Below are 25,479 nucleotides of genomic sequence, written 5' to 3'. Positions count from 1 at the left end.
ATGGCTTCGAATACGACCCGATCCATCCTTACCGGCAAGACCTATTTCATCCGCACGTTCGGCTGCCAGATGAACCTGCACGATTCTGAGCGCGTCGCGGGGCTCCTCGACTCATATGGGTGCTTCGCTGCGGCCGACCCCGCGGGTGCGGACATCGTCATCTTCATGACGTGCTGCGTGCGTGAGGCGGCCGACCAGCGGCTCTACGGCCAGTGCTCCTCGTGCAAGAGCCTGCCCACCCCGCCTTCGGGAAAGCGCGTCGTGGCCGTGGGCGGTTGCATCGCGCAGCGCGACGGCGAGCGGCTCGTCTCCCATGTCGATAACGTCGACGTCATCTTCGGAACGCAGGCCATCGCGCACGTCGCCGACCTCATCGCCGATGCGTTCGAGGACGGCGGGCGCCATGTTGACACCGAGGAAGGCGCCGCCCCCGCCGCCACGACCCTCCCGTGGCACCGCGAGCAGCCCTTCCATGCCTGGGTGCCCATCATGACGGGCTGCAACAACTTCTGCACGTATTGCATCGTGCCCTACGTGCGCGGTCGCGAGAAGAGCCGTCCCTTCGAGTCCGTGGTCGACGAGGTGGCCGGTCTCCTGCGCTGCGGCGTGCGCGAGGTCACCCTGCTCGGCCAGAACGTGAATTCCTATGGTCGAGATGCCTACGGCGCGCCGCGCTTCGCCGAGCTGCTCCGTGCGGTGGGGGAGACCGGCATCGAACGGATACGCTTCACCTCCTCCCATCCGAAGGACCTCCTGCCCGAGACGATCGACGCCATGGCCGAGGTGCCCGCGGTCATGCCGCACCTCCAGCTTGCCGTCCAATCGGGCTCCACGCGCGTGCTCAAGCTCATGAACCGCCGCTACACCCGCGAGGACTACCTCGGGCTCGTCGACCGCATCCGCGAGCGCATCCCCGACATCGCGCTCACGACCGACATCATCGTCGGCTTCCCCGGTGAGACCGAGGAGGACTTCGAGCAGACGCTCTCGCTGGCCGAGCGCGTGGGCTATGCGCAGGCCTTCACCTTCATCTACTCGCGCCGTGAGGGAACCCCCGCCGCGCGCATCGAGGACCCCACGCCGCGCGAGGTCATCCAAGACCGCTTCGACCGCCTGGTCAAGGTCATCGAGCAGACCGCTCACGACTTCAACCAGCACGACCTCGGGACGACCGTCCCCGTGCTCGTCGAGGGCTCCTCGAAGAAGGATGCCCGCGTCCTGCAGGGCAAGAGCCCGAAGAACCAGACCGTGCACGCGCCGATTCCCGCTGGGATGGACATCGAGAGCCTCGTCGGCCGCATCGTCGATGTCGATGTGGACACCGCGCGGACATGGTACCTCTCCGGCACGGTCGTCGGCGACCCCCGATGAGCGCGCCCATCATCGCGATTGTCGGACCCACCGCGGTCGGCAAGAGCGCCGTCGCGGATGAGGTCGCTTTGGCGCTCGGGACGGATGTGCTCTCGGTTGACGCCATGCAGGTGTATCGCGGGATGGATATCGGCACGGCGAAGACCCCACCTGCCGAGCGCCGCGTGCCCCTGAGGCTCGTCGACCTCGTCGATCCGGAGGAGGCGTATTCCGCGGCGCTGTTTCAGCGCGATGCGCGCGCGCTCATCGACGAGCACGTCGCGTGCGACCAGGCGTGCGTCCTTTGCGGCGGCACGGGCCTCTATCTGCGGGCCGCACTCGATGACATGCGATTTCCCGCGGGCGAGTGCGCCTCGCCCGCACGGGAGCGCTATGAGCGGTATGAGCGCGAGCATGGGGCGCATGCCCTGCATGAGCTGCTCGCCGAACGCGACCCTGAAAGCGCGGCAGTGATCCATGAGCATAACGTGCGCAGGGTCATCCGCGCGCTTGAGATGTGCGACGAGGGCGTTTCCTATGCGGCGCAGAAGGCTGCATTCTCCGAGCCCACGCCGTGCTATGACGCGCGGTATTTCGGGCTCACGATGGATCGCGCGCGCTTATACCGGCGCATCGACGAGCGTGTGGACACCATGATGGATGCGGGCCTGCTCGATGAGGTGCGGCATCTCGTCTCGACGGGCGCCGGCCCCGCGCTCACGGCACGCCAGGCGATCGGATATAAGGAGCTCATCGAGTACCTGAATGGCGCGCTCTCGCTCTCCGAGGCTGTAGAGCTCATCAAGCGCCGCTCGCGCCGCTATGCGAAGCGGCAGCTCTCGTGGTTCCGTCGCGACCTCCGCATTGAATGGATCTCGATGGATGAGCAGGGCGTCGATGGCGCTGCGCACCTCATCCTGGAAGGGGTCGATGCCTGATGCCGCGCTTTCCCTTCGTCTCGACCGATATCGAGCCCGAGCGCGCCCTGCTCGTCGGCGTCGAGCGCCGCGATGCGACATGGCCGGTCGACCGCTCGCTCGATGAGCTCGAGCGGCTTGCGGAGACGGCGGGCGCCCGTCCCGTTGCGCGGGTGACGCAGCGTCTCGATCGCCCGCAGCCAAAGACCTTCATCGGATCCGGTAAGGTCGAGGAGATCTGCGGCATAGTGCATCGCATGGACATCGATGTCGTTATCTTCGACGATGACCTCACGCCCTCGCAGCAGACCAACCTCGAGCGCGCGGTGGGGGAGCCGGTGAAGATCATCGACCGCACCGCGCTCATCCTCGACATCTTCGGCCTGCACGCGCAAACGCGCGAAGGGCGGCTCCAGGTGCAGCTCGCCCAGTTGCAATACCTGCTCCCACGGCTGCGCGGCATGTGGAGCCACCTTGCGAAGGAGCAGACGCGCGGCGGCATCGGCAGCCGATTCGGTCAGGGTGAGAGCCAGCTCGAAGTCGACCGACGGCTCATCCGGAGCCGTATCGCGTCCGTCCGCCGCGACCTCGAGACCGTCGAGCGCCGGCGTCGCGTGCAATCGAAGGAGCGCACGGCTTCCCCGGCGTTTCGCGTCGCGCTTGCGGGATATACGAATGCGGGAAAGTCGTCCCTGCTCAATCGCTTGACGGGATCGTCGGTCCTTGCGCAGGACAAGCTGTTCGCCACGCTCGATCCCACCACGCGCTCCTACCGGCTTCCGGGCGGCAGGCTCCTCACGCTCACCGATACTGTTGGCTTCATCCAGAAGCTCCCCCACGGTCTCGTCGACGCGTTCAAGTCGACGCTCAGCGAGGTGCGCGAGGCTGACCTGATCCTCAAGGTCGCCGATGCCTCCGACGAGAACCTGTTCCGCCAGCTGCAAGCCGTCGACAAGGTCTTGGACGAGATCGGCGCCGGCACCACACCAGCCATCGTTGTGCTCAACAAGATCGACTGCATCGATGACCTGCTCCGATGCGACCTGTGCCGCATTTATCCCGATGCGAGCCTTGTCTCCGCGCTCACCGGGGAGGGTATCGATGCGCTCGTTGAGGCCATCTCGCAGGAGGCGGCTGCGCGCGACCGCATCGTCGATCTGACCATACCCTATGCCCAAAGCGCAACGAGCGCGCTCGTGCATACGTACGGCCAGGTGATGGTCGAGGAGTTCGGCGCCGATGCGGTGCACATCGTCGCCAAGGTGCCCGCCCGTATCGCTGGCCGGCTCACACCGTATCTCGAGGACGCTCCGAGCACCGACCGCTAGCCCGCGCATCCAGTACCGCGCCAAGCTACCGGGTCGGTGGCAATCAGCGTACCGTATGCCGTCGTTGCGGCGCGAGGCGGTAGCGCTCGCTATGCGTGCCCGATGAGGGTGAAGAGCACGATGAGCAACGGCTGATGGGCGAGGTAGATGAGAAGGCTATGCCTGCCAATCGCGCTGAGCGGGGCGATCCAATCGCGGCGCATCCAAGCGGGATAGCCTCCCGGCGAGAGCCGATCGAAGAGGCGTGCCCCGAAGGCGCCTGCCGCGTACAGGAAGCAATAGGGAATGAGCGGATAGTAGTCCCCCGACGTAAAGCCGGGGCCCGGGAGCCCAAGCCAAGCGAGGCCGTCCACTGCATAGAGATGACGGGGAACGGTGTACGTCAGCGCAAACAGGCCGAGGGCGATCAGAAGGCCGAGCAGGGGATGCACGCGCTTGAGGGCAGGGGAGAGCGCGGCCCAACAGAGCGTGCAGGCCGCCATGCAGTACAGGATACCGAAGGAAATGGCGGTGTCGACGCTCGCCACGCTGGTAACGAGCCACACGATGAGCGCCGAGGCGCCGTAGAGCGCCGCACGGCGCAGGTTGTTGTGCGAGAAGCGGGTCATCCAGCCGGCGAGCGCAATGAACACCCAGCTGATCGAGCAGCGCCACACATCCTGTATGACGGGATCGCGGAACCAAGGAAGGTCGAAGCCGTAGATATACACGGCATCGTATGCGGCATGAAAGCATACCATCGATATGATGGTGATGCCGCGCAGGATATCAAAGGCGGCCACGCGCGATGTGATGCGGCTGTTCGCTTCAGGTGCCGTGACGGTGGATGACCCGTGATCTCGAGACGCCATGAGCTGCCTAGAAGCGCCTCATGAGCGCGACGACCTTGCCGAGGATCTGGGGGTTGTCCGCGTAGATGGGCTCCATGGTGTCGTTCTCGGGCTGGAGGCGCACCCGTCCGCGCTCCTTGTAGAACGTCTTCACGGTGGCCTCGTTGTCGATCATGGCGACGACGATCTCGCCGTTCATGGCATTGGGTTGCTCGCGAATGATGAGGTAATCCCCGTTGAAGATGCCGGCGTTGATCATGGAGTCGCCGTGCACCTCGAGCACGAACGAGGACGCATCGGTCGCGATCTCGGTGGGAAGCGTGAAGGTATCCTCGACGTTCTGCTCGGCGAGGATGGGCATCCCGGCGGCGACTCGCCCGACGAGCGGGAGGGTGACCGTGCCGCGGCTCGGGGACTCCTTGACTTCAGCGAGGTTGACGGAGGATCCGTCCTCGTTGAAGAGCTCGAGGGCGCGCGGCTTCGTCGCGTCGCGCTTGATCAGCCCGCGCTCCTCGAGGGCGCTCAGGTGCGCATGCACCGTGGAAGGGGAGGAGAGGCCCACCGCGGCCGCCATCTCGCGCACGCTCGGCGGATAGCCCTTCTCTTGCTGATATTCGCGGATGAAGTCGTAAATCTGCTGCTGGCGCTTCGAGATCTTCCGTGCCATCATACCCTCCTTGTATCCAAACAATTGTTCGATTATTTCTTGACAAGAACAACTGTTCGAAGATAATAGTATACGAACATTCGTTCTCACGCCAGAACTTTTTGTCCGGACGCGACGATATACCTAGTTCCACCACATCGAGGGAAGGGGAACACATGAACACGAAGCGCACGCTCACCGAAGGCAACCTCGCGCTCTCCCTGTCGCAGACGTCGCGTCGCGAGGAGGCATATCCGTACGAGACGCAGATCATCGCGCTCCCGGTGCGGCCTGCGCAGCGCCCGCGCGCCGCGTCTCCTCGGCCCGTGCATATCGCGCCCGCCCCTTCGCCCATGCAATCCGAGCGCCGCCGCGCCCGCCAGGTCTCTTCGCATCAGCCAGGCGTGCGTTCGCTCGTCCGTACAGTCGCAGCCGCGTGCGTGGTGCTCGGGGTGATCGGCATCCTCACCATGGCGCTCTGGTCGGTGCTCCATGCGGAGTCGAGTGCCTATGCGCAGGCGCTGCAGGAGGCTGAGCGCATCACCATCTCGGTCGCTCCCGGCGATTCATTGTGGTCCATCGCTTCCGAGCATGGCGTCGATTCCCTGACGACGCGGCAGACCACCGACCTCATCCGCTCGTGGAACGACCTGGATTCCTCCCTGCTTCAGCCCGGCATGGAGTTGCTCGTGCCCGCCGACCTGTGACCTTGGAAGGCGGCTTGTACGCGGCAATTCCCGCGTATTTCGATTGCATCACAACATATTGAACTTTTTTCGTCCTCAATCACAATCCGTGCTATCCTTGTGAAGTTCATTTCACGGAGGAGGGTGCTATGCGTTGTCCGCGCTGCGGCGGGGCTGATACGCGCGTTATCGATTCGCGCACGCAGGATGCGAGCAACGCCATCAAGCGCCGTCGCGAGTGCCGTGCGTGCGGCTACCGGTTCACGACCTTCGAGCGCTGCGAGGATCCCATCGAGGTCATCAAGAGCGATGGCACGAAGCAGCCGTTCGATCGCAACAAGCTCCTGGTCGGCCTCATGCGCGCGACGTCCAAACGCGATATCGACCTCTCGCAGCTCAATGCCCTGATCGACGACATCGAGGCGGAGCTGCGAGCCGGTACGTTCACGAACGTCACCTCGCACGATATCGGGAACATGGTGCTCAAGCGCTTGGAGAAGCTCGACAAGGTCGCCTATATCCGCTTCGCCTCCGTGTACCGGGACTTCAAGGACATCGATGAGTTCCTCGAGGAACTCGATAAGCTGAGGTGAGCTATGTCGACCATCTCCGTTGCCATCAAGCGTCTCGATCCCACCGTCGAGCTTCCATCCTATGCCTACGCGGGCGATGCGGGGCTTGACCTACGGGCGCAGGCATCGGTCGACATCGAGCCCTTCGAGCGCGTGCTCATCCCGACGGGCCTTGCCATCGCACTGCCCGACGGCTACGCCGGGTTCGTGCAGCCCCGCAGCGGCATGGCGCTCAAGCGCGGCCTTTCCATCGTGAACACTCCGGGTCTCATCGACGCGCATTACCGCGGCGAGCTCAAGATCATCGCGATCAACCTCGATGCCCATGAGACCATCCATATCGAGCGTGGTGAGCGCATCGCCCAGCTCGTCATCCAAGCGGTACCCACCGTGCAGCTCGTCGAGGTCGATGAACTCGACGAGACCGATCGCGGTACCGGCGGATTCGGCTCAAGCGGAGCGGCGTAGTCGCTTCCGAGCACATACTGTTGGTGAAGAACATCCAGAGAAAAGGGGAGAAATGGATTCATTCTTCAAGCTACAGGCGCGCGGTACGAGTACCGCAACGGAATTCCGCGCCGGCCTCACGACGTTCTTGGCGATGGCCTACATCATCATCGTCAACCCGAGCATCCTGTCGGCGGCGGGCATTCCCGAGACCGCCGCGGTCACCGCGACCTGCCTGGGCGCTGCGGTGATGACCATCGCGATGGGCGTCTTCTCGAACCGCCCGCTCGCCTGCGCGTCCGGCATGGGCATCAACTCCATCGTCGCCTTCACGCTGTGCATCGGCATGGGCGTGGGCTGGCAGACCGCCATGGCCGTCATCTTCGTCGAGGGCATCGCGATTCTCCTGCTCGTGCTCTGCGGCCTTCGTGAGGCGATCATGGACGCGATTCCGGTGCCGCTCCGTCACGGCATCTCCATCGGCCTCGGTCTCTTCATCGCCATGATCGGCCTCAAGGACGGCGGCGTCATCGTCGCGAACACCGACACGCTCGTCTCGCTCGGCTCCATCGTCGACGCTGAGGGCGCCCTCAACTTCACGTTCGTCATCGGCGTCATCTCCATCATCCTGACCGTCATCCTGTATTCGATGAACGTCAAGGGCGCGCTCCTGTGGAGCATCATCATCTCCGCCATCATCGGCATCCCGCTCGGCGTGACCCCGCTGCCCGACGGCATCATCGCCCCGCTTGACTTCACCACGTTCGCCGCTCCGTTCCAGGTGAGCGAGCCCTCCGGTGTTATGGGCATCATCGAGGTCATCACCACCCCGACGCTGCTGCTCATGGCCTTCTCGCTCATGATGAGCGACTTCTTCGACACCATGGGCACCGCCATGGCCGTGGCCAAGCAGGGTGACTTCCTTACCGAGGACGGCCGTGTCGAGGACATCAAGCCCATCCTTATCGTGGACTCCAGCGCCGCCATCGCCGGCGGCTTCCTCGGCGCGTCCTCCATCACGACGTTCGTTGAGTCCGCCTCCGGCGCCGCCGACGGCGGCCGTACCGGCCTCACGTCGGTCATCGCGGGTATCTTCTTCCTGCTCGCCGCCTTCTTCTCGCCGCTCATCAACTGCATTCCGTCTGCTGCGACCTGCGGCGCGCTCGTCTTCGTCGGCTTCCTCATGATGAGCGAGGTCTCCGAGATCGAGTGGTCGAACCCCATCGAGGCGTTCCCGGCGTTCATGATCATCGCCGGCATCCCGTTCACCTACTCCATCTCGAACGGCATCGGCCTCGGCTTCATCACCTACGTCATCGTGGCCGTCGTCACCGGCAACGTGAAGAAGGTGCGCCCGCTCATGTGGATTGCCGCCCTCGCGTTTCTCGTGTACTTCCTCATGACCATCATGTAGGGAAATCACTGCATACAAGGGCTGTTTCGAGGGCATCGGAGCGATTCCGGTGCCCTCGTTTCATGCGTGATGGCGGAACTCTATACTTAGGTACCTAATCGTATAGGGGTATGAATGTATAGCATGGTTCAAGACTGGGTAGGCGCTACTACATGAGACGCCACGAGAATCGTGAGGAGCAATCGATGGATACCGTAACCCATGTTCATGATGTCGCGATCATCGGCGGAGGGCCGGCCGGCTATGCCGCGGCCATCTACGCGGCGCGCGCAAGCCTTGATGTGGTGGTGATCGAGCAAGGCATGCCCGGCGGGCAGATCGCCACGACCGAGACCATAGAGAACTACCCGGGCATCGAGCAGATATCAGGCTTCGAGCTCGGGCAGAACCTGCAAGATCACGCGGCATCGGTGGGCGTCGAGTGCGCCTACGGCGTGGTTTCGGCCATCAGGCGCTGCGAGGACGGGAGCTTCATCGTCGAGGCGGATCCCGATTCGTATGCCGTCCGCGCCGTCATCGTCGCGACGGGAGCCAAGCCGCGCCATATCGGGTTCGAGGGCGAAGAGCGCTTCGCTGGTCGCGGCGTGTCGTACTGCGCCACGTGCGACGGGATGTTCTATCGCGGCAAGGACGTCTTCGTCATCGGCGGGGGCACCGCGGCGTGCGAGGAGGCGCTGTATCTCTCGCGCATCGCGCGCTCCGTCACCATGGTCGTGCGGCGCGACGTATTTCGCGCGCCGAAGGGTGTCGTCGACCGGATGCTCGCTGCGGACAATATCGAGGTGCGGTTCGAGACCTCGATTACGGCAGTCGACGGTGAGAACGCGATCTCGTCGATCACGTTCCGAGATAACCGCACGGGCGAGGAACATATCGAGGAGTTCCCGGAGGGCTCGGTCGGCATCTTCGTGTTCGCCGGCACGGATCCCACGGTCGACCTTGTGCGCGACTTCGTCGATCTGGGTGATGATCGCGGTGTCGTGACCGACGAGGATATGGCTACGAGAACGCCGGGAATCTTCTGCGCGGGCGATATGCGTTCGAAGCATCTCCGCCAAGTGATCACTGCGGCAGCCGATGGAGCCATTGCCGGCATGTCTGCCTACCGCTATATTGTCGGTTAGCTATTCAAGATAATATATCTTATGTAAGGTTGTTAAGACGAAGGCTTGCTGGTTACCTAAGCGTCGTAGCGGTTGTCGCCCCACCGATGGAGCAACATCCACCCTGCTGTGAAAAGGAGCTTACTAAAAACAGACGACGGCTCGCGGAATTGCTTCTGCGAGCCGTCGCATATTGTGAAGCGTTGTAGACGGTATACGCGTTACCAGCCGTAGCCGATGATGAGGCCATCCTCCTCGGCGTAGTACGAGCACAGGCCGCCGCACGGCATGATCGTGACCTCCGCGTCCGGCCAGTCAGCATGGATGCGCGCCTCGAGCTCCTGCGCTGCGCGCTCGTTAAACACATGGTCGATGTAGACCGAGCCTCCGCTGTACCCATCGGCCTTCATCGTCGCGACGATTTTCTCGAACGCCTTGCGCTGCGAACGCGCCGGCCCCACGACCTTGATGGTGCCCTCGCTGCTCGCGGTGCCGAGGATACGGATCTTGAGCTTGTTCGCGAGTGCACCGGCCATCTTGGGCATGCGACCCGCTTTGGTGAGGTTCTCGTAGCTAGAAAGCAGGAACAGGACCGTTGATGCCTGCTCCAGGTCGCAGATATGGGCGGTAACCTCATTGAACGTGGCATCGGGGTGCGCCAGGCGGTACCGGTCGACCTCGACCGCGAGCAGCTCGAGCTTGCCGCCGGCCGCGCGCGAGTTCACGATGAAGATGTTGCGATCGGCATCCTCCTCGAGCACCATATCGCGCGCCATGACGGCCGCCTCATAGCTCCCTGAAAGGTTCGCCGAGATGGTGATCGCGATTACGTTGTCCGCGCTCCGGAACAGATCCGCCCATTCACCGACGCTCGGGCACGCGCTCGAGGACGCGGATTCCTCGGCAGAGACCTTTCGATTGAGCTCGGCGACGTCGAGCGAGTCATCATCGATGAACTCCTCGCCCGCGACATTGATCTTGAGCGGCGCAAAGCGATAGATCGTATCGGGTGCCTGCGGCTGGAAGCCGCGAAGGTTGCAACTCGAATCAGCGATTATGGCCCAACTCATGGTTCGATCCTTTCATGAGGGCTCACCCTACGTACATCCTAGCACGTCGATAAACACATCACGTGGTTTTCAAAACAATATGATACTATATCTTACACAAGATGTGCGGTTCGGAGTCCCTGTGACGCGGCAACGCACCCCGATACGACCAAGCGAGGTGGCCGACTATGGCACAGCATACAAAAGTTATCGCGATGACGGATAACGGCGGTGCGATCACCCGCGACGACGTCACCCCGACCGTCCTCCCCGACGCCTTCCTCACCTCGGAATTCGCCCAGCAGTTCACGGAGTTCCACCTCCCCCGCTACCACGAGCTGCCCACGGTGAACCTCTACCGTGACCAGGTGATCGGCATCGTCGAACAGGCGCTCGCCCCGTTCTCTGACTGTATCGAGGGAGATCTGCTCACGCCCTCCATGGTGAACAATTACGTCAAGGCTGGCCTGATCTCGGCGCCCGTGAAGAAGCAGTACGGGCGCGAGCACATCGCACGGCTCATCGTGATCTGCATCTTCAAGCAGGTCCTCTCAATACAGGCCATCGCACGGCTGTTCCGAATCCAGAAGCTCACGTACCTCGTCGACGTCGCCTTCGATTACGTGGCGACGGAGCTCGAGAACGCGGTGCACACGGCGTTCTCGCTGGGGGACGCCCCCATCCCGGACACCGCCTCGCAGGTCACCCGCGAATCGCTCCTCGTGCGCAACGCGGTCATGGCCTTCGCCGCAAAGGCGTATCTCATGGGGTACTTGCACTACCTGGGCTTCGATGAGGCGAACGGCAGGGGCAAGGCCTAAGCAGGTTTCTGGGCCGCACTCAGTGAATATCTCGAGATGAATATGCCCGCCCATCAAACGTCGGAACGTCGATGGGCGGGCTTCGTGCACAAGAGATGCGAAAAATCGCCTAGATATTGCCACCGCCGAGCGGGGTGCCGCAGTCGTAGATGCTGCCATAGCCGATACCGCGACCGTAATTCCACGCGCCGTAAATCTGCCCGCCGCCCACGTAGAAAGCCACGTGACCCGGATAGAAGACGAGGTCGCCGTACTGCAGCTGGCTGATGTCGGTGGTATAGCGGCCGTTGTTCATGACGTACTCGCGCTGCGCGGAGGAGCTGTGCGGCATGTAGACGCCGATCTGCGCATACGACCACGACACGATGCCGGAGCAATCGAAGCCCACGGAGGGGTCGGCCGCACCGTAGACATAGGGCGCACCCGCCTGCGTGAAGGCGTACTGGAGCGCGGCGCTACCGACCGACGAGGTGCCCGAAGACGAGCCGCCGCCTGAGTTCCCGGTATCCGAGCCGCCGGTATCGGGCACGGGATCGGGGCCGGGCGTCGGCGTGGGCGCCGGGGTGGAATCATCCGTGGTGTCGCTCGCGGGAGGCGTGACGACGGGGCTGTCGCTCGTGGAGGCGCTACCGTCCTCGGCGGACTGCATGCCGGCGGCGAGCTGCTCGTTCTGGGCGGCTTCAGCCGCAAGCTGCTCGCGCATCTCCTCGGAAAGGGAGTTCACGAGCGCCTGGGCGTCCGTCTGGTTCTGCTGGACCTCGGAGACCTTCTGCTCCATCGCGGCGATCTCTTGTTCCTGCTGCGCCTGCGACTGCTCGAGGTCGGCCTTGAGCGTCTGGACATGCTCGATGGCCTCCGCTTGGGCATCGGATACCTTGTTGGCGTAGTAGACGCGCGACACGAGGTCGTCGAAGCTCGATGCGCCGAGCACGACGTCGAGCAGCTGCCCGCCACCGCCCTTGTAGTCGTCCGCGGCGCTCTGGGCGAGCGTCTTCTGGGACTCCTGGAGCTGGGTCTCGGTCTCCTCGATCTCGCCCTTGATGATCTCGAGCTCGCGCGCGGCGTCCGCAAGGTCTTCCTGGAGCTGGGCGTATTCGGCACCGATGGACTCAAGCTGCGCCTGGGCGCTCGCGAGGTCGGATTCAAGGTCTGCGTAGGCCGGTGCAGCGTGAAGCAACGCCGCGCCAAGGGAAACGGAGAGCACGGCGACAGCGGCACAACGGGTCAGAACGCGTCGGGAATCTCTCAAAGACATAGATGATCCTTCGTTTAGGGTACGATTGGCATGATTATACCGTCGCGCATTCGCGCGGGACACGTTTTACGCCAAACGTAAGCAAAACCTCAAAGTGTTTCGATATAACGTTCGCAAGCACGCCGTAAACCGCGATGCGCGTATGGCGTGCGCAGGGATATACCGTGCGTCTCTTGTCGCAGCGATCGACGTCGGAGCTACTGCACCTGCACCAGGCTCACGAACTGTACCGAACCGTCCTCCTCGAGGAGCGGGCGGGGGTTCAGGAAGGCGAGCTCGAGGATGCAGCCGTATCCGACGAGCTCAGCGCCCATCTCGCGCACGAGCTTGCCCGTGGCGGCCGCGGTGCCGCCGGTCGCCACAAGGTCGTCGACGATGAGGACGCGGTCGCCCGCGCCGAGCGCGTCGGCATGGATCTCGAGCGTGTCGGTGCCATACTCGAGCTCGTAGCTCACCGAGACCGTCTCGCGCGGGAGCTTTCCGGGCTTGCGCGCGGGGACGAAGCCGGCTCCGAGCTCGAGCGCGACAGGGACGCCAACCATGAAGCCGCGGGCCTCCGGGCCGATGACCTTGGTGATGCCCGCGTTTTGGAACGGCTCGGCGATGGCCTCGACGGCGCGGCGCATCGCCTCGGCATCGGCGAAGAGCGGCGTGATGTCCTTGAAGACGACGCCCGGCTCGGGATAATCCGGGATGTCGATGATGCGCGATGCGAAGTCGAAATCAGCCATGGCTCTCCCCTATCCTAGCTGCGGCGCCGTGTGCGCGGCGTCCGATCGGTTCCGGTTGCTGCGGTCGTCGGGGCGGCAGCCTGCTCCGACGCCTCCTTATGCGCCGAACGCGCGGCCTCGGCGCGTGCGAGCTCGTCATCGATGGAGTCGACGTCGGCGTCCTTCACGACGACGTTGAGCGACTCGAACACGCGCGCCTTGAGCAGCGCCGTGTGCAGGCCATCGGTGAGGTCGTGGAGCTTCTTGAAGGCGCGCTCGATCTTGGCGTTGCGGTCCTCGTCGCTATCGTCCAGGCCGAGCATGCCCACGAGCACCTGCTCGTACATCGTCGACTCGCGGTTCGCCGAGACCACGTACTGGCGCAGGTTGCGCGGCTCGATGTGAAAGCGCGAGAGCTCGTCGCAGAAGCGGATGATCTCGAAATCGTTGCCATCGATGAGCTCGCGGTTCTTCGGACTCTTGACGATGCGCACGAGGTCGTTCTGCGCAAGCGAGCGCACGAACGAGATGCTCACGCCCAGAAGATCGGGCACGTCCTCCAGGGGATGGAGCTTCTGCTTCGTCTCCTTGGGCTGCGCCTTCATGGGCACGTCGGACAGCAGGCCGACCTCGTAGGCGAGCGTGTGCAGGTCGTCGGCGCTCTCGAGGCGCTGCTTGATCACGTTGAGCGGCATGTAGCGCGTCTTCTGCAGATGCAGGATGACCTCGAGCCGTTCCACGTCGTCGCGGGAATACTGGCGGTACCCCTTGGGCGTGCGATGCGGTGTGATGAGCCCCTCGTCCTCCAGGAAGCGGATCTTGGAGTTCGAGAGGTCCGGATTTGTGCCGCGAAGCAGGTTGACGACCTGGCCGATACTGAGGTAGCTGCGATCGGCCACCGCTATTCACCCGTCTCGATGCGCTCCGGGGTGCGCTCGTGGTAGACCAAGGTGAACGTGCCGATCTGCACCGTGGAGCCATCATGGAGCGGCGCGGCGGTGACGATGGCGCCGTCGACCCAGGTGCCGTTCAGTGAGCCCAGGTCCTCGATGGTCGTACCGAAGGGCGTGCGCACGATCTTGGCGTGCGTGCGCGAGACGGTCATGTCGTTCAGGAAGATGGCGTTCGCGGGATCGCGGCCGATGGAGGTCTCCGGATCGATGATCTCGAAGGTGTTGCCGGTCTGGGGCCCCTTGATGATCGAGATGACGGGATCGGTGATGCGTGCGCTCTTCATGAGGTCCGGCGCGGTTGCGTCATCGGTGGGAATGCGGAACACGCGGGTGGAATCGCTTGCGGAATCTACCATGAATTCTCCCAACACACGATAAGCCGAGGCATCCTCGGCCAGACATCATAGCTCTGCGCCTATTCTACCGCACGGGAACGCCCTCGTGCGGGCGAGCTCAGGATACCCCGTCACCCTCCACGATTTCCGGGTTGAGGAAATCCTCGTCCTCATCCTCGGGGTGCTCGATGGCGCGCTTGGCCGCGAGGGCGCCCTTCACCGTGTAGATGACGGCCGTGATGAGCGAGAACGCGACGCCGAGGTACACGAGGTACATCCCGAGGGGCACGGTGCGGCCGTCGAGGCCGGGGAACAGCGGCGCGTAGGCGCCCAGGATGCCGAGGCCGGGAACCTTCGGCAGGCCGAGCAGCATGAGGGAGAAGCCGGTCATGAGCAGGGCCGTAGCGGCCTTGCCGGTATAGACGACATCGATGGGGCGCTTGTGGAAGCGGCGCACGATGACGTTGCCGATGGCGAGGTAGACGTCGCGCGCGATGATGACGACGCAGACCCACAGCGGGAGCTCCTGGCGCACCACGAGCCCGAGCACGCCGGTGAAGAGCAGGGCGCGGTCGACGACGGGATCCATGAGCTTGCCGAGCCAGCTCACCGTATGCGTCTTGCGCGCGATGGTGCCGTCGAGCCAGTCCGTGCTCGCAGCGATGGCGTAGATCACGAGGCAGACATAGCGATTGACATCGGTGATGAAGAGATAGAGAAAGACGAAGGTGAGGACGAGGCGGAGCGCGGTGATGAAATTCGAGATCGTGAAGACCTGGTTCGAGGGAAACTCGGACGTGCCGACGAGCTCCCGCTTGACCTTCCTGCGAATTCCCACGATACTCCCCTAGCGAATCAACCTGGCACACACTGCTTTGGATGATACCCAAAGGCAGGAGCGTTAAGCCCGGCGACAGTATACAAAAAGGGCGCCGGATCCATCCGGCGCCCTGAATAATCTGGTCGGGACGACTGGATTTGAACCAGCGACCCCTTGACCCCCAGTCAAGTGCGCTACCAAACTGCGCCACGTCCCGTAACCGTGCTGCATCGCACAGCAAAAGATACTTTACTCAAGTCGTGCCCATTATGCAAGCACGAATTATGAAAACCTTGAAGCGCCGCGGTTTAGCTCGCCATGCGCTGGAGGATCTCGCGCGCGAGCTCAGCCTTCGCAAGGACGGGCAGCTCCTCGACGCCGTCCGCCGTGACCCACCAGGCCTTGTCGGTATCGCTTCCGAAGCCGGAATCGCTGCGGCTCACGTCGTTCGCGACGATGGCGTCGCAGCCCTTGCGGTCGAGCTTGCGCCGGGCGTACGCCACGGGATCTCCCGTCTCGGCGGCGAAGCCCACCACGACCCGGTCCCCCTTGCGCTCGGAGAGGGCGCGCAGGATGTCTTCCGTGGGAACGAGCTCGATGGAGGAGAGCGGCTCGATGCCCTTCTTGAGCTTATGGTCCGCGGGATGCGCGGGGGTGTAGTCCGCGACCGCGGCGGCGCAGATGGCCATCGTCGCCTGCTCGAACGACGTGAGCGCCGCATCGAGCATCTCCTGCGCCGTCTCGACCCGCTCGACCCGCATGCCGTGGGGCGCCGGCGCATCGCAGGGGCCGAGCACGAGCGTGACCTCGGCGCCCATGTCGCGCGCGGCGCGGGCGAGCGCGATGCCCATCTTGCCCGAGGAGCGGTTCCCGATGAAGCGCACCGGGTCGATGGGCTCATGGGTGGGCCCGGCCGTGATGAGCACGCGCTCCCCTGCGAGCGCCTGCGACGCGGCGAGCGCGCGCTCAGCCGCATCGGCGATGAGCTCGACTTCGATGAGCCTCCCCTCGTCGACATCCCCGCACGCGAGGTAGCCCGAGCCAGGCCCCACCTGCGCGACGCCGCGTTCCCGCAGGGTCGCCATGTTCTCCTGCGTGACCTGCGCGCGCCACATGTTCGCGTTCATCGCGGGGGCGACCACGATGGGCGAGGTCGCGGCAAGGAGCGTCGTGGAGAGCAGGTCGTCGGCGATACCCGCCGCCATCTTCGCGATGACGTTCGCGGTAGCCGGGGCGACGATGATGACGTCGGCTTCCTTCGCGAGCGAGATGTGGTGGATGGGATCGCTCGGGTCATCGAAGAGGCCGAGCGCCACGGGCTCGCGCGTGAGCGCGCGGAAGGTCGTGGGATCCACGAAGTGCGTCGCATGCTCGCTCATGAGCACCTTGGCGCGCGCGCCGCGGCGCTGAAGCTCGCGCACGAGCTCGCACGCCTTGTATGCCGCGATGCAGCCCGTCACGCAGACGAGCGCGCAGCGCCCCTCGAGCGCGCTCACGATGCATCCCCCTCGTCGTCCGCATCGACCACGAGGATGCGGTGGCAATAGGGGCATTCGGTGATCTGCCCGCCGCGCTTGACCTCATCGAGCGACGACTCCATGAGCTTCGTGCGGCAGAGGGTGGGCGTGTCGTCGCGGAGCGCCTCGACGCCGAGGCCCTTGAACGTGGCGGCTGCCTGCTCATACGCGCGCTGAAGCTCCTCGCCGAGCGCGGCGTGCAGGCGCTCGCGTTCCGCCTGGGCGGCGGCGATGCGCTCCTGGATGTCGGTCGCGACCTCACGGGCGCGCACCGCCTGCGCCTTGACCTGGCCCTCGAGGCGCTCGATGGCGGTGGTACCTTTCGCCTCGCGTTCGAGTACGCGGTCAAGTGCCCCCTCGCGCTCGCGCTGGTCGAACGCGACCTTGTCGAGGGCCTTGGCGAGGTTCGAGAGCTCGATCTCGAGGTCCTGCACCTCGCGGTAGTCCGTGAGCCGCGCCGCCTTCGCCTGCGCGCCCTCGACCTGCTCGCGGTAATAGGCCTCTTCATCGGCAAGATCCGAGAGATCCGTCTCGATATCCTTGCGGGCGCCCTTCACCTTGAGCATCTCCTCGCGGGCGCGCGCAAGGTGCTTGCGCAGGCGCTGCAGCTCGATGAGCTCGGGGAGCTTGGAGAGCTCGAGGCGCAGGCGCTGCAGCTCGAGGTCGGTTTCCTGCAGCTTCAGCAGGCGTGCACCATCATTCATGCAAGTCTTCCTCCCGTGTAGGTCCACCATGGGCGTTCTTTCCTCCGCGTGCGCTCCGCGACCGCGATGCGCTCGGGAGCTATCCCCGCGTGCTCGCATGCGCATGCGAGCACCTGGCAGAAGGGCTCCTCGGAGACGTCGTGCCCCAGCAGCACGACACCGAGGCCGCGCGCGGCCAAATCCTGGCACACATGATACCCTGCCTCGCCGCAGACGATGGCGTCCGCCCCCGCGCGGAGCGCGAGGTCACCGAAATGGCCGAGGCTGCCGCCCATGAAGGCGACGCGCGTCACCTGGGATGCGGGCGCGCCCCAGACGCGCAGGTCGACGTCGAGGGCTTCCGCGGCACGCGCGGCGAGGTCGCGCAGGGTGCAGGGTTCAACGTCTGCGATCGCACCGTAGCCGGGCACCGCGGGATCGTCCGCATGCTCGAGCGAGGTCGCGGACGTGATTCCCAGGCGCGCCGGAAGCGCCTCCCGCGCCGCGAGCGAGCGATCGAGGTTCGTATGGAACGAGAGCACGCTCACCCCGAGCCGAGCGGCCTCGAAGACCGCTGCGCCCGCCTGGGGGCGGTCGGACGCGAGCGGCGTGAAGGCATCAGGCGCCTCGATGTAGACGGGATGATGCGCGACGAGGACGTTCGCACCCATCGCATGCGCCGCGCGCACCTCCTCGGCCGTGGCATCGAGCGCCACGCGCACGAGGCGCACCTCGTCGGCGGGGTCGCCGACGGAAAGGCCGACATGGTCCCACGCTTCCGCCTGCTCGCGCGGGAAGGCATCGAATAGGGCGGCCTCAAGCTCGCGCACCTTCATGGACGGCTCCCTTCCACGATGTCGAGCAGCGCGTCGGCGAACGCGACAAGGTCATCTGGATCGACGCGGTCATCGAACGAGATACGGAGCGACCCGTTCGCCGCCTCGCCGGGAAGCCCCATCGCCGTGAGGACATGGCTCGCCTCCGCGCTCGCGCTCGAGCAGGCGGAGCCGGCGGAGACGCAGAAGCCGCGCTGGTCGAGGCGGAGGATGAGGTCCTCGGACTCGAACCCGTCCACGTACACGGACACGATGCCGCCGAGGCGCTCGGCGGGCACCGGCAGACCGAGCGTCGCGTGGATGCGGCTCGAGGTGGTGAGGCGCTCGTAGAGCGCTCCGGAGAGCTCCCGAAGGCGTGTCCAATCGGCCTCAGCGTTCGGGGCGAGCAGGCGGGCGACCGCAGCGAGGGCGAGCGCGGAGCGCACGTCCTGCGTGCCCGGGCGGCGCCCCGCCTCCTGTCCACCGCCGCGCGCCTGGGGCGAGAACGGCGTCGCGCGCCTGAGGTAGAGCGCGCCCACGCTCACCGGGGCGCCGACCTTGTGGCCGGCGAGTGAGAGCGCGTCGACGCCGAGCGCGTCCACGTCGATGGGCACGTGGAGATAGCCCTGGATGGCGTCGGTGTGAAAGCGCGCGCCCCTTGCATGCGCGGCCTGGGCGAGCGCGCGGATGGGCTGGAGCGCCCCCGTCTCGTTGTTCGCGAACATGATCGAAACGAGCGCGACGTCGTCCCCGAGCACCCGCTCGAGGTCATCCGGCTCGATGCGCCCATGGGCGCCCGGCTTCACGACGTCAACGGTGAAACCCGATCGCCTGAGCGCGGACAGGTTATCGAGGACGGAATCGTGTTCGATCGCGGAGGTCACGATGCGCGTACGGTTCGGCTCATGCGCGCGCACGGCCTCCGCGATGCCCGTGAGCGCGAGCACATTGGCCTCCGTGCCGCCCGAGGTGAAGACGACCTCCTGGGGGCGCACGGCGGTACCGAGAGAGCGGGCGACGTCACGACGTGCGCGCTCGAGCGCCGCGGCGGCCTCCCTCCCTAGCGAATGGAGCGAGTTGGGGTTCGCGCCCGCGATGCGCGATGCGTCATAGGCGCGCAGGGCGTCGATGGCTTCCGGGCGAAGCGGGGTCGACGCGGCGTAGTCGAGGTTCACCATGCGAGTCGGGTTCATGAACGGGCGCCCTCGAGCGCGGCCTTCGCGAGCGCGCGCATGCGGTCGATCTCCGCGTTCGGGTCGGCGGCGCCGTACACGGCGGAACCCGCGACGAAGGTGTCCGCGCCCGCTGCGGCGACCCGCTCGATGTTCCCCGCGGAGATGCCCCCGTCGACCTCGATGCGCGGGCGGGCGCCGACGCGGTCGCAGAGCGCGGCAAGCCGCTCGATCTTGGTATAGGTGCCCTCGATGAAGCGCTGGCCGCCGAACCCGGGGTTCACGCTCATGACGAGCACCATGTCGAGGTCGGTCAAGATGTCCTCGAGCGCGCCCACGGGCGTGGCGGGGTTCAAGACGGCACCTGCCTGGGCCCCGCGCTCCTTGATGTGGGAGACGGTGCGGTGCAGGTGCGTCGAGGCCTCGGCGTGGACGGTGATGATGTCCGCCCCCGCATCGAGGTACCAATCGATCGTCTCGTCAGGGTTCGAGACCATCATGTGCACGTCGAGCGGGATGTCGGTCACGCGGTTGCAGGCGGCCACGACGTTCGGCCCGAACGTGAGGTTGCCGGTGAAGTGGCCGTCCATGACATCGACGTGGATGAGGTCGGCATGCGAGATGCGCTCGAGGTCGCGCGCAAGGTAGGCGATGTCGGCGGAGAGGATCGATGGTGCGATGCGGGGTTCGAAGCTCATGTCGTTCCTTTCAGCGTGTATGTCGGAATCGCGATTGGGGGATGTGCCCGCGGCTACCGCTACCGGTCGAGCCCGTAGAACTCCTCGGTGGGCGTGCGCACGATGAGGGCCTCGAGCGCCTCGTCGAGCGTCATGCCGCGGTAGAGCGCCGCCTCGAGGCAGAACGTGATGGGCGCGTCCACGCCGAGGTGCCGGCAGAGCTCGGCGGTGCTCTTCGCGGCCGCGGCCCCCTCGACCACCATGTGTGTGCGCGCCTGGTAGGCATCGAGCGATTCGCCATGGGCGAAGGCGACGCCGAAGGAGCGGTTGCGGGAGTGCTCGGAGGTGCACGTCACCACGAGGTCGCCCATGCCGGCAAGGCCCATGCAGGTCATGGGGTCGCCGCCGCGCGCGTGCACGATGCGGCTGATCTCGGCCAGGCCGCGGGTCATGATGAGCGCAAGCGTGTTGTCGCCGTAGCCCGACCCCGCCGCGATGCCGCAGACGATGGCGATGACGTTCTTCACCGCGCCGCACGTCTCGACGCCCACGACGTCAGAGGACGCGTAGAGCCTGAACGCGGGCGAGATGAGCAGGTCCTTGAAGAAGGCGACGACGCCCGGGTGCTCGGAGGCCACCACGGCGGCGGCGAGCGTGCCGCGGCAGATCTCCTCGGCGTGGTTGGGGCCGGAAAGCGCGGCGACGCGCTCCGGGTGGCCGAGCTCCTCTTCCACGACCTCCGTCATGAGCTTGCCCGTCCCCGGCTCGATGCCCTTCGTGAGGCAGAGCACGGGCACATCGGCGGCGATGTACGGGGCGGCCCCGTGGATGGTCGCGCGGATGAAGGGCGACGGCACGACGACGATGACACCCTCGGCGCCCTCGAGCGCCTCACAGAAGTAACCCGTGGCGCGCACGTTATCGGGCAGCGTGTAATCGGTGAGGTAGAGCGGGTTGCGATGGTGCTCGCTGATGCCGGCGGGCACCGGCTCGTCATGCGACCACAGCATGACCTCGTCGGCCCGCGCGGCCGCGACGCCGGCGATCGCCGTCCCCCACGATCCGGCGCCGATGACGGTGACCTTCACGGCTTACCCCTCCTTCTTGCTGCCGAAGGACAGCTTCGATTCCGTACCGGCGCGCAGGCGCGCGATGTTCGCCCGATGCGCCCACACGACCGTCCAACCCAGAAGCGCCCACACCGCGATGACGGCAGGGGAAAGATAGGGCACGAGGATGGAGACGGTGAGCGGGACGAGCGCCGCCGTCACGATCGAGCCCACGGAGACGTACCGCGTGATCGCGACGAGCATGATGAAGATCGCGAGGTGGATGAGGGCGAGCGGCCAGAAGAACCCGAACAGGATGCCCACGCCTGTGGCGATGCCCTTGCCGCCGTGGAAGTGCAGGTAGGGCGAGAAGATGTGCCCATAGAGGCAGGCGAGCGCCACGAAGGCCACCATGAGCTGGACGCTCACCCCGGGCGCCCAGGAGATCCCCCATAGGACGCCCATGGCGGCCCGCATGCAGATCGTGCCCTTGAGCAGGTCGCAGACGAGCGTGAGCGCCGCCACCTTGGGACCGGCGACCCGAAGCGCGTTCGTGGTGCCGATGTTGCCCGACCCCTCGTGCTGCAGGTCCTTGTGGCTCATGGCCTTGGCGAGGATCTTCCCGAAGGGGATCCCGCAAATGAGGTAGGACACGAGCATCAAGCCGAGCGTGGCGTAGACCGCCACATCCACTCCATAGGTCATGTTACTCCCCCGCTTCCTTGCGATCGTGCTTCTTGTGGAAGTACAGGCGGATGGGCGTGCCCTCGAAGCCGAACTCGGCGCGCATGCGGTTCTCGACGTAGCGGCGGTACGTGTCGTTCACGAGGTCGGGGTGGTTCACGAAGAAGGTGAAGGCGGGCGGGTTCGTGCCGGTCTGCGTCACGTAGTGCATGCGCAGGCGGCGCTTGCCGTCCACGACGGTATGGCCGAACTCGCGCAGCCCCGTGAGGAAGCGGTTGAGCGCCGAGGTGGAGATGGTCTTGGCGCGCTCGGCGGCCGCGGCGTCGATGAGCTTCCAGATCTTCTCGACCGAGCGGCCCGTGAGCGCCGAGATGCGCAGGATGGGCGCCCAGGGGGCAAGCGTCATGCGACGGTTCACCGTGTCGAGGGCCTGCTCGCGCTTGTAGTCGTCGTCGAGGAGGTCCCACTTGTTGAGCAGGATCACGAGGGCGCAGCCGCGGTCGATGGCGAGGTTCGCGACCTTCTGGTCCTGCTCGGTCATCCCGACGCCGGAATCCACGACGAGCAGCGCCACGTCGGCGCGATCGATGGCACGGAGCCCGCGCACCATGGAGTAGTACTCGATGTTCTCGTACACGGTGCTCTTCTTACGGATGCCCGCCGTGTCCACGAGGCGGTAGCGGCGTCCGTCGCGCTCCACGTAGGTGTCGATGGCATCGCGCGTGGTGCCCGCGATGTCGGAGACGATGGAGCGCTCCGAACCGATGATCTTGTTGAAGAGCGACGACTTGCCCGCGTTCGGGCGGCCGATGATCGCGACGCCGAGCGCATCGGGATAGGGATCGTCCTCGTCCTCCCCTTCCTCGGGCAAAAGCGACACGACCTCATCGAGCAGGTCGCCCGTGCCGTGCCCGTGGTGCGCGGAGATGGGACGGGGGTCGCCGATGCCGAGCGAGTAGAACTCCCAGAGGCGCTCGTCCTCGCGGGCGGGGTTGTCGAGCTTGTTCACGAGCAGGAGGACCGGCTTCTTCACGCGCTTCAGCATGCGCGCGACCGATTCGTCCTCCTCGGTGACGCCCACGGAGCCGTCGACGACGAAGAGGACCACATCGGCCTCCTCCGCGGCGGCGAGCGCCTGGTCGCGGATCGAGGTGGAGAAGACGTCATCGCTCTTCATGGGCTCGATGCCGCCCGTGTCGACGAGCGTGAACTCGCGTCCGTTCCAATCCGCGTCGTGGTACGAGCGGTCGCGCGTCACGCCGCGGCTCTCATGCACGATGGCGTCGTTCGTGCCCGCAAGGCGGTTGACGAGCGTCGACTTGCCGACGTTCGGCCTTCCCACGATGGCGACGATGGGTTTCATGCGCACTCCTTCGTATCGGTGCCCTCGCACCGGGTGTTAGACGATGTGCTCGCAGGTCGCGAGGAGGTCGCTCGGCATGGTCGACGACACCGCGACCGTGGCCCCGCGCCCCTCGAGCTCCCCGACGAGACGCATCCGATGATACCCGTCCAGCGTGACGCCGTCGGCGTTGAAGATGGCGTCCGGCACAATCAACATGACCCGCGCGAGGTCGCCGGGCAGCTGGGCGAGGATGTCGCAGGCGCAGATGAGGCCCGTGACATCGACGTTGCCGCCGAAGTAGTCGTTCTTGATGGGCAGGACGAGCCCGCCAAGCCCCGGCTCTCCGACGAAGCGCTCGACGGTCGGCGCGGCCGCGGCGCCGCTCAAGACCACGAGCTCCAGGCCCGCCGCGCGCAGGCGCTCGCGGAGGCCTTCGATGCGCGCGGCCTCCGCGGAGCGCAGCGCCAGAGCCTCGTCGAGGTAGCTCCGGATCATGCCGATGCCGTCGTAGTACTGCGGGTAGCCGTCATAGGAGGCGGCCTCGGGCACGGGCAGCCCGGCGTCGAGGTAGAACTCGTCGGCGAGCTGGAAGACGGTGCGCCCGCGCTCGGCGCGAGCGCGCTCCTGGTAGGGCCGCACCTGCTCGATGACGGCGCGGGCCGATGCGGGGTCGTCCGAATACGATGCGGTGAAGCGGTCCTGGAAGCGGGTATAGCCAAGCGGCACGATGCCGAGGCTCGTCACCTGCGATCGCGCCGCGCACCACGCGAGCGTGCGATCGAGCTCCACACCGTCGTTCTCACCCGGTACGAGGACGATCTGGGCGTGGATCTCGATGTCCGCCCCGATGAGCCGCTCGAGCACCTCCAAGCCGCGCGCGGCGTTTCTGCCCATGAGGCGGCGGCGCACGTCGGGGGAGACCGCGTGGAGCGACACGTTCATGGGGCTCAGGCGGTGCGTGATGATGCGCTCCACATCCTCGTCCGAGAGGTTCGTGAGCGTGACGAAGTTCCCCTGCAGAAAGCTCAGGCGGTAGTCGTCGTCGCGGATGTAGAGCGTGCCGCGCATGTGCGGCGGCAGCATGCGCATGAAGCAGAACGTGCAGGCGTTCACGCAGGTGCGCATGCCGTCGAAGACCGCGCCGTCGAACTCGATGCCCCAGTCCTCGCCGGGAAGCCGCTCGAGGTAAGCGGTGTCGATGAGGCCGTCGCGCTCGTCGAGCACCTCGAGCTCGCAGGTCGCGTCGGAGGCCTCCCAGAGCCAGTCGACCATATCGGCGAGCGGCGCGCCGTTGACGCTGAGCACGCGCATGCCCGGCTCGATCCCGGCGTCGTCGGCGGGGGACTCGGGCGCGACGGCGGTGACGAGGGCTCCCCGGGCGTCGGCATCGCGCGAGCGGCCGTAATCCGCGCGCTCGCGGGCATAGGGCGGAAGCTCGGGCATCTCGTTCACTCCCCGCTCATGATCTGCTCGATGCGCGCGCGGACGCGGTCGATATGCTCCTGCGGCGTCGAGGCGCCGGCCGTGATGCCCACCTCGCGGGCGCCCGCGAACCAAGCGGGGTCGAGCTCGCCCTCGGATTCAATGTGATGCGTGGACGCGCACGCGGCGGCGCAGATCTCGGCCAGGCGGCGCGTGTTGCCGGAGTTCTTGCCGCCCACGACGATCATGCAGTCCGAAGCGGCCGCGAGCTCGGCTGCCGCCCGCTGCCTCTCCTCGGTCGCCTTGCAGATGGTGTTCACGACGCGCAGCTCCCGCACGCGCGGGGCGAGCGCGGCGACGATCTCGGAGAGGCGCTGGGCGGTCTGGGTCGTCTGCACGACGACGCCGACCTTCGGCTTGAGCGCGAGGCCGGCGACCTCGGAGGCCTCCCCCACCACCTGCGCGGGCGCCCCGGCATGCCCGAGGATGCCCTCGACCTCCGGGTGCCCCGCCTCGCCGATCACGAGCAGCTGGTAGCCCTCGCGCGTGAGCTGGGCGGCCGCGTCGTGCACCTTCTTCACGTACGGGCAGGTGGCGTCGACCACGTCGAGCCCGCGCGCACGGGCGGCGTCGACGACCTCGGGCACCACGCCGTGCGTGCGGATGATGAGCGTGCCCGCGCGCGCATCGTCGAGCGTCTCGGCGAGCTCGACGCCGGAGCTCGCGAGGTCGCGCACGACGAGCGGGTTATGGATGAGCGGGCCCAAGGTGTGGACGGGGGGCGTTGCCTCCGCACCGCAGCGACGGGCGAGCTTGAGGGCGCGCTCGACGCCATAGCAGGCGCCGGCGTGGTCGGCCACGCGGATGTTCGCGGTCATG

Annotated in this window: 27 protein-coding genes and 1 tRNA gene; 9 read left to right on the top strand and 19 right to left on the bottom strand. The window is 65.9% G+C overall.

Annotated elements, in window-relative coordinates:
- From miaB to hflX, 3 genes are read left to right on the top strand one after another with little or no spacing between them, the layout of a single operon-like run.
- Complete coding sequence (miaB, locus tag BN423_RS01920; RefSeq protein WP_019238593.1) at positions 1 to 1,371, top strand: tRNA (N6-isopentenyl adenosine(37)-C2)-methylthiotransferase MiaB; 1,371 nt, start codon at positions 1 to 3, stop codon at positions 1,369 to 1,371.
- Positions 1,368 to 2,288 (top strand): tRNA (adenosine(37)-N6)-dimethylallyltransferase MiaA, encoded by a 921-nt coding sequence (gene miaA, locus BN423_RS01915; protein WP_019238592.1) that lies wholly within the window; start codon positions 1,368 to 1,370, stop codon positions 2,286 to 2,288. The genes miaB and miaA overlap by 4 nt, the downstream gene beginning before the upstream one ends.
- Positions 2,288 to 3,595, top strand: a complete 1,308-nt coding sequence (hflX, locus tag BN423_RS01910; RefSeq protein ID WP_019238591.1) for a GTPase HflX — start codon at positions 2,288 to 2,290, stop codon at positions 3,593 to 3,595. Before miaA ends, hflX begins: the two co-directional genes overlap by 1 nt.
- Before the next feature lie 89 nt (positions 3,596 to 3,684).
- On the opposite strand, the gene BN423_RS01905 is transcribed toward hflX, so the two are convergent.
- Both BN423_RS01905 and lexA read right to left on the bottom strand, forming a co-directional pair.
- Positions 3,685 to 4,446 carry a heparan-alpha-glucosaminide N-acetyltransferase gene (locus tag BN423_RS01905; protein ID WP_232385466.1) on the bottom strand — a complete coding sequence of 254 codons (762 nt, stop codon included), beginning with the start codon at positions 4,444 to 4,446 and terminating at the stop codon, positions 3,685 to 3,687.
- 7 nt (positions 4,447 to 4,453) lie between these two features.
- The gene (gene lexA, locus BN423_RS01900; RefSeq protein WP_026088982.1) at positions 4,454 to 5,092 is read right to left on the bottom strand and encodes a transcriptional repressor LexA; all 639 of its coding nucleotides are present in this window, start codon (positions 5,090 to 5,092) and stop codon (positions 4,454 to 4,456) included.
- Positions 5,093 to 5,247: 155 nt separating this feature from the next.
- Here lexA and BN423_RS01895 point away from each other — a divergent pair, with 155 nt between their 5' ends.
- The 5 genes from BN423_RS01895 to BN423_RS01875 all read left to right on the top strand — a co-directional run bounded on the left by BN423_RS01895 (position 5,248) and on the right by BN423_RS01875 (position 9,314).
- Positions 5,248 to 5,778 (top strand): LysM peptidoglycan-binding domain-containing protein, encoded by a 531-nt coding sequence (locus tag BN423_RS01895; RefSeq protein WP_019238589.1) that lies wholly within the window; start codon positions 5,248 to 5,250, stop codon positions 5,776 to 5,778.
- A 128-nt stretch (positions 5,779 to 5,906) separates the two neighbouring features.
- The gene (gene nrdR, locus BN423_RS01890) at positions 5,907 to 6,350 is read left to right on the top strand and encodes a transcriptional regulator NrdR (protein WP_019238588.1); all 444 of its coding nucleotides are present in this window, start codon (positions 5,907 to 5,909) and stop codon (positions 6,348 to 6,350) included.
- A 3-nt stretch (positions 6,351 to 6,353) separates the two neighbouring features.
- Positions 6,354 to 6,797 carry a dUTP diphosphatase gene (gene dut, locus BN423_RS01885; RefSeq protein ID WP_019238587.1) on the top strand — a complete coding sequence of 148 codons (444 nt, stop codon included), beginning with the start codon at positions 6,354 to 6,356 and terminating at the stop codon, positions 6,795 to 6,797.
- 52 nt (positions 6,798 to 6,849) lie between these two features.
- Positions 6,850 to 8,190: an NCS2 family permease gene (locus BN423_RS01880; protein WP_019238586.1), complete on the top strand. Its 1,341-nt coding sequence runs from the start codon at positions 6,850 to 6,852 to the stop codon at positions 8,188 to 8,190.
- A 185-nt stretch (positions 8,191 to 8,375) separates the two neighbouring features.
- Positions 8,376 to 9,314 carry an NAD(P)/FAD-dependent oxidoreductase gene (locus tag BN423_RS01875; RefSeq protein ID WP_019238585.1) on the top strand — a complete coding sequence of 313 codons (939 nt, stop codon included), beginning with the start codon at positions 8,376 to 8,378 and terminating at the stop codon, positions 9,312 to 9,314.
- 200 nt (positions 9,315 to 9,514) lie between these two features.
- Here BN423_RS01875 and BN423_RS01870 read toward each other — a convergent pair whose 3' ends face one another.
- On the bottom strand, positions 9,515 to 10,363 hold the full coding sequence (locus BN423_RS01870; protein WP_019238584.1) for a DegV family protein: 849 nt from the start codon (positions 10,361 to 10,363) through the stop codon (positions 9,515 to 9,517).
- 167 nt (positions 10,364 to 10,530) lie between these two features.
- Between BN423_RS01870 and BN423_RS01865 the strand changes: the two genes are divergently transcribed.
- Positions 10,531 to 11,163: a DUF1836 domain-containing protein gene (locus tag BN423_RS01865; protein ID WP_232385465.1), complete on the top strand. Its 633-nt coding sequence runs from the start codon at positions 10,531 to 10,533 to the stop codon at positions 11,161 to 11,163.
- A 109-nt stretch (positions 11,164 to 11,272) separates the two neighbouring features.
- On the opposite strand, the gene BN423_RS01860 is transcribed toward BN423_RS01865, so the two are convergent.
- The 16 genes from BN423_RS01860 to BN423_RS01785 form a co-directional block, all read right to left on the bottom strand.
- On the bottom strand, positions 11,273 to 12,340 hold the full coding sequence (locus BN423_RS01860) for a C40 family peptidase (protein ID WP_019238582.1): 1,068 nt from the start codon (positions 12,338 to 12,340) through the stop codon (positions 11,273 to 11,275).
- Between the two features lie 275 nt (positions 12,341 to 12,615).
- On the bottom strand, positions 12,616 to 13,149 hold the full coding sequence (locus BN423_RS01855; protein ID WP_019238581.1) for an adenine phosphoribosyltransferase: 534 nt from the start codon (positions 13,147 to 13,149) through the stop codon (positions 12,616 to 12,618).
- A 14-nt stretch (positions 13,150 to 13,163) separates the two neighbouring features.
- The gene (ftsR, locus tag BN423_RS01850) at positions 13,164 to 14,027 is read right to left on the bottom strand and encodes a transcriptional regulator FtsR (RefSeq protein WP_019238580.1); all 864 of its coding nucleotides are present in this window, start codon (positions 14,025 to 14,027) and stop codon (positions 13,164 to 13,166) included.
- Positions 14,028 to 14,029: 2 nt separating this feature from the next.
- The gene (locus BN423_RS01845; RefSeq protein ID WP_019238579.1) at positions 14,030 to 14,437 is read right to left on the bottom strand and encodes an FHA domain-containing protein; all 408 of its coding nucleotides are present in this window, start codon (positions 14,435 to 14,437) and stop codon (positions 14,030 to 14,032) included.
- A gap of 97 nt (positions 14,438 to 14,534) precedes the next feature.
- Positions 14,535 to 15,254, bottom strand: a complete 720-nt coding sequence (locus tag BN423_RS01840; protein ID WP_019238578.1) for a CDP-alcohol phosphatidyltransferase family protein — start codon at positions 15,252 to 15,254, stop codon at positions 14,535 to 14,537.
- 122 nt (positions 15,255 to 15,376) lie between these two features.
- Positions 15,377 to 15,453 (bottom strand) — tRNA-Pro (locus BN423_RS01835).
- Between the two features lie 91 nt (positions 15,454 to 15,544).
- Positions 15,545 to 16,732: a bifunctional phosphopantothenoylcysteine decarboxylase/phosphopantothenate--cysteine ligase CoaBC gene (coaBC, locus tag BN423_RS01830; protein ID WP_019238577.1), complete on the bottom strand. Its 1,188-nt coding sequence runs from the start codon at positions 16,730 to 16,732 to the stop codon at positions 15,545 to 15,547.
- Positions 16,729 to 17,457: a zinc ribbon domain-containing protein gene (locus BN423_RS01825; RefSeq protein ID WP_019238576.1), complete on the bottom strand. Its 729-nt coding sequence runs from the start codon at positions 17,455 to 17,457 to the stop codon at positions 16,729 to 16,731. The genes coaBC and BN423_RS01825 overlap by 4 nt, the downstream gene beginning before the upstream one ends.
- A complete protein-coding gene (locus BN423_RS01820; protein ID WP_019238575.1) occupies positions 17,454 to 18,272 on the bottom strand; it encodes a Nif3-like dinuclear metal center hexameric protein in 819 nt (272 codons plus the stop codon). The genes BN423_RS01825 and BN423_RS01820 overlap by 4 nt, the downstream gene beginning before the upstream one ends.
- Positions 18,269 to 19,444 carry a cysteine desulfurase family protein gene (locus tag BN423_RS01815; protein WP_026088981.1) on the bottom strand — a complete coding sequence of 392 codons (1,176 nt, stop codon included), beginning with the start codon at positions 19,442 to 19,444 and terminating at the stop codon, positions 18,269 to 18,271. The genes BN423_RS01820 and BN423_RS01815 overlap by 4 nt, the downstream gene beginning before the upstream one ends.
- The gene (rpe, locus tag BN423_RS01810) at positions 19,441 to 20,121 is read right to left on the bottom strand and encodes a ribulose-phosphate 3-epimerase (RefSeq protein WP_019238572.1); all 681 of its coding nucleotides are present in this window, start codon (positions 20,119 to 20,121) and stop codon (positions 19,441 to 19,443) included. The genes BN423_RS01815 and rpe overlap by 4 nt, the downstream gene beginning before the upstream one ends.
- 59 nt (positions 20,122 to 20,180) lie before the next feature.
- Positions 20,181 to 21,188 (bottom strand): NAD(P)H-dependent glycerol-3-phosphate dehydrogenase, encoded by a 1,008-nt coding sequence (locus BN423_RS01805; RefSeq protein WP_019238571.1) that lies wholly within the window; start codon positions 21,186 to 21,188, stop codon positions 20,181 to 20,183.
- A 3-nt stretch (positions 21,189 to 21,191) separates the two neighbouring features.
- On the bottom strand, positions 21,192 to 21,854 hold the full coding sequence (gene plsY / locus BN423_RS01800; RefSeq protein ID WP_019238570.1) for a glycerol-3-phosphate 1-O-acyltransferase PlsY: 663 nt from the start codon (positions 21,852 to 21,854) through the stop codon (positions 21,192 to 21,194).
- A gap of 1 nt (position 21,855) precedes the next feature.
- On the bottom strand, positions 21,856 to 23,196 hold the full coding sequence (gene der, locus BN423_RS01795) for a ribosome biogenesis GTPase Der (RefSeq protein WP_019238569.1): 1,341 nt from the start codon (positions 23,194 to 23,196) through the stop codon (positions 21,856 to 21,858).
- 36 nt (positions 23,197 to 23,232) lie between these two features.
- Positions 23,233 to 24,621, bottom strand: a complete 1,389-nt coding sequence (locus BN423_RS01790) for a DUF512 domain-containing protein (RefSeq protein WP_019247070.1) — start codon at positions 24,619 to 24,621, stop codon at positions 23,233 to 23,235.
- A 5-nt stretch (positions 24,622 to 24,626) separates the two neighbouring features.
- Positions 24,627 to 25,478: a 4-hydroxy-3-methylbut-2-enyl diphosphate reductase gene (locus tag BN423_RS01785; protein ID WP_019238567.1), complete on the bottom strand. Its 852-nt coding sequence runs from the start codon at positions 25,476 to 25,478 to the stop codon at positions 24,627 to 24,629.
- Between the last annotated feature and the right edge of the window lies 1 nt (position 25,479).

Origin of the sequence: Enorma timonensis, assembly GCF_000321165.1 — a bacterium.
Classification (GTDB): domain Bacteria; phylum Actinomycetota; class Coriobacteriia; order Coriobacteriales; family Coriobacteriaceae; genus Enorma.
The sequence above is the reverse complement of the archived record's forward strand: the minus strand, read 5'-3'. Positions and strand labels throughout refer to the sequence as shown.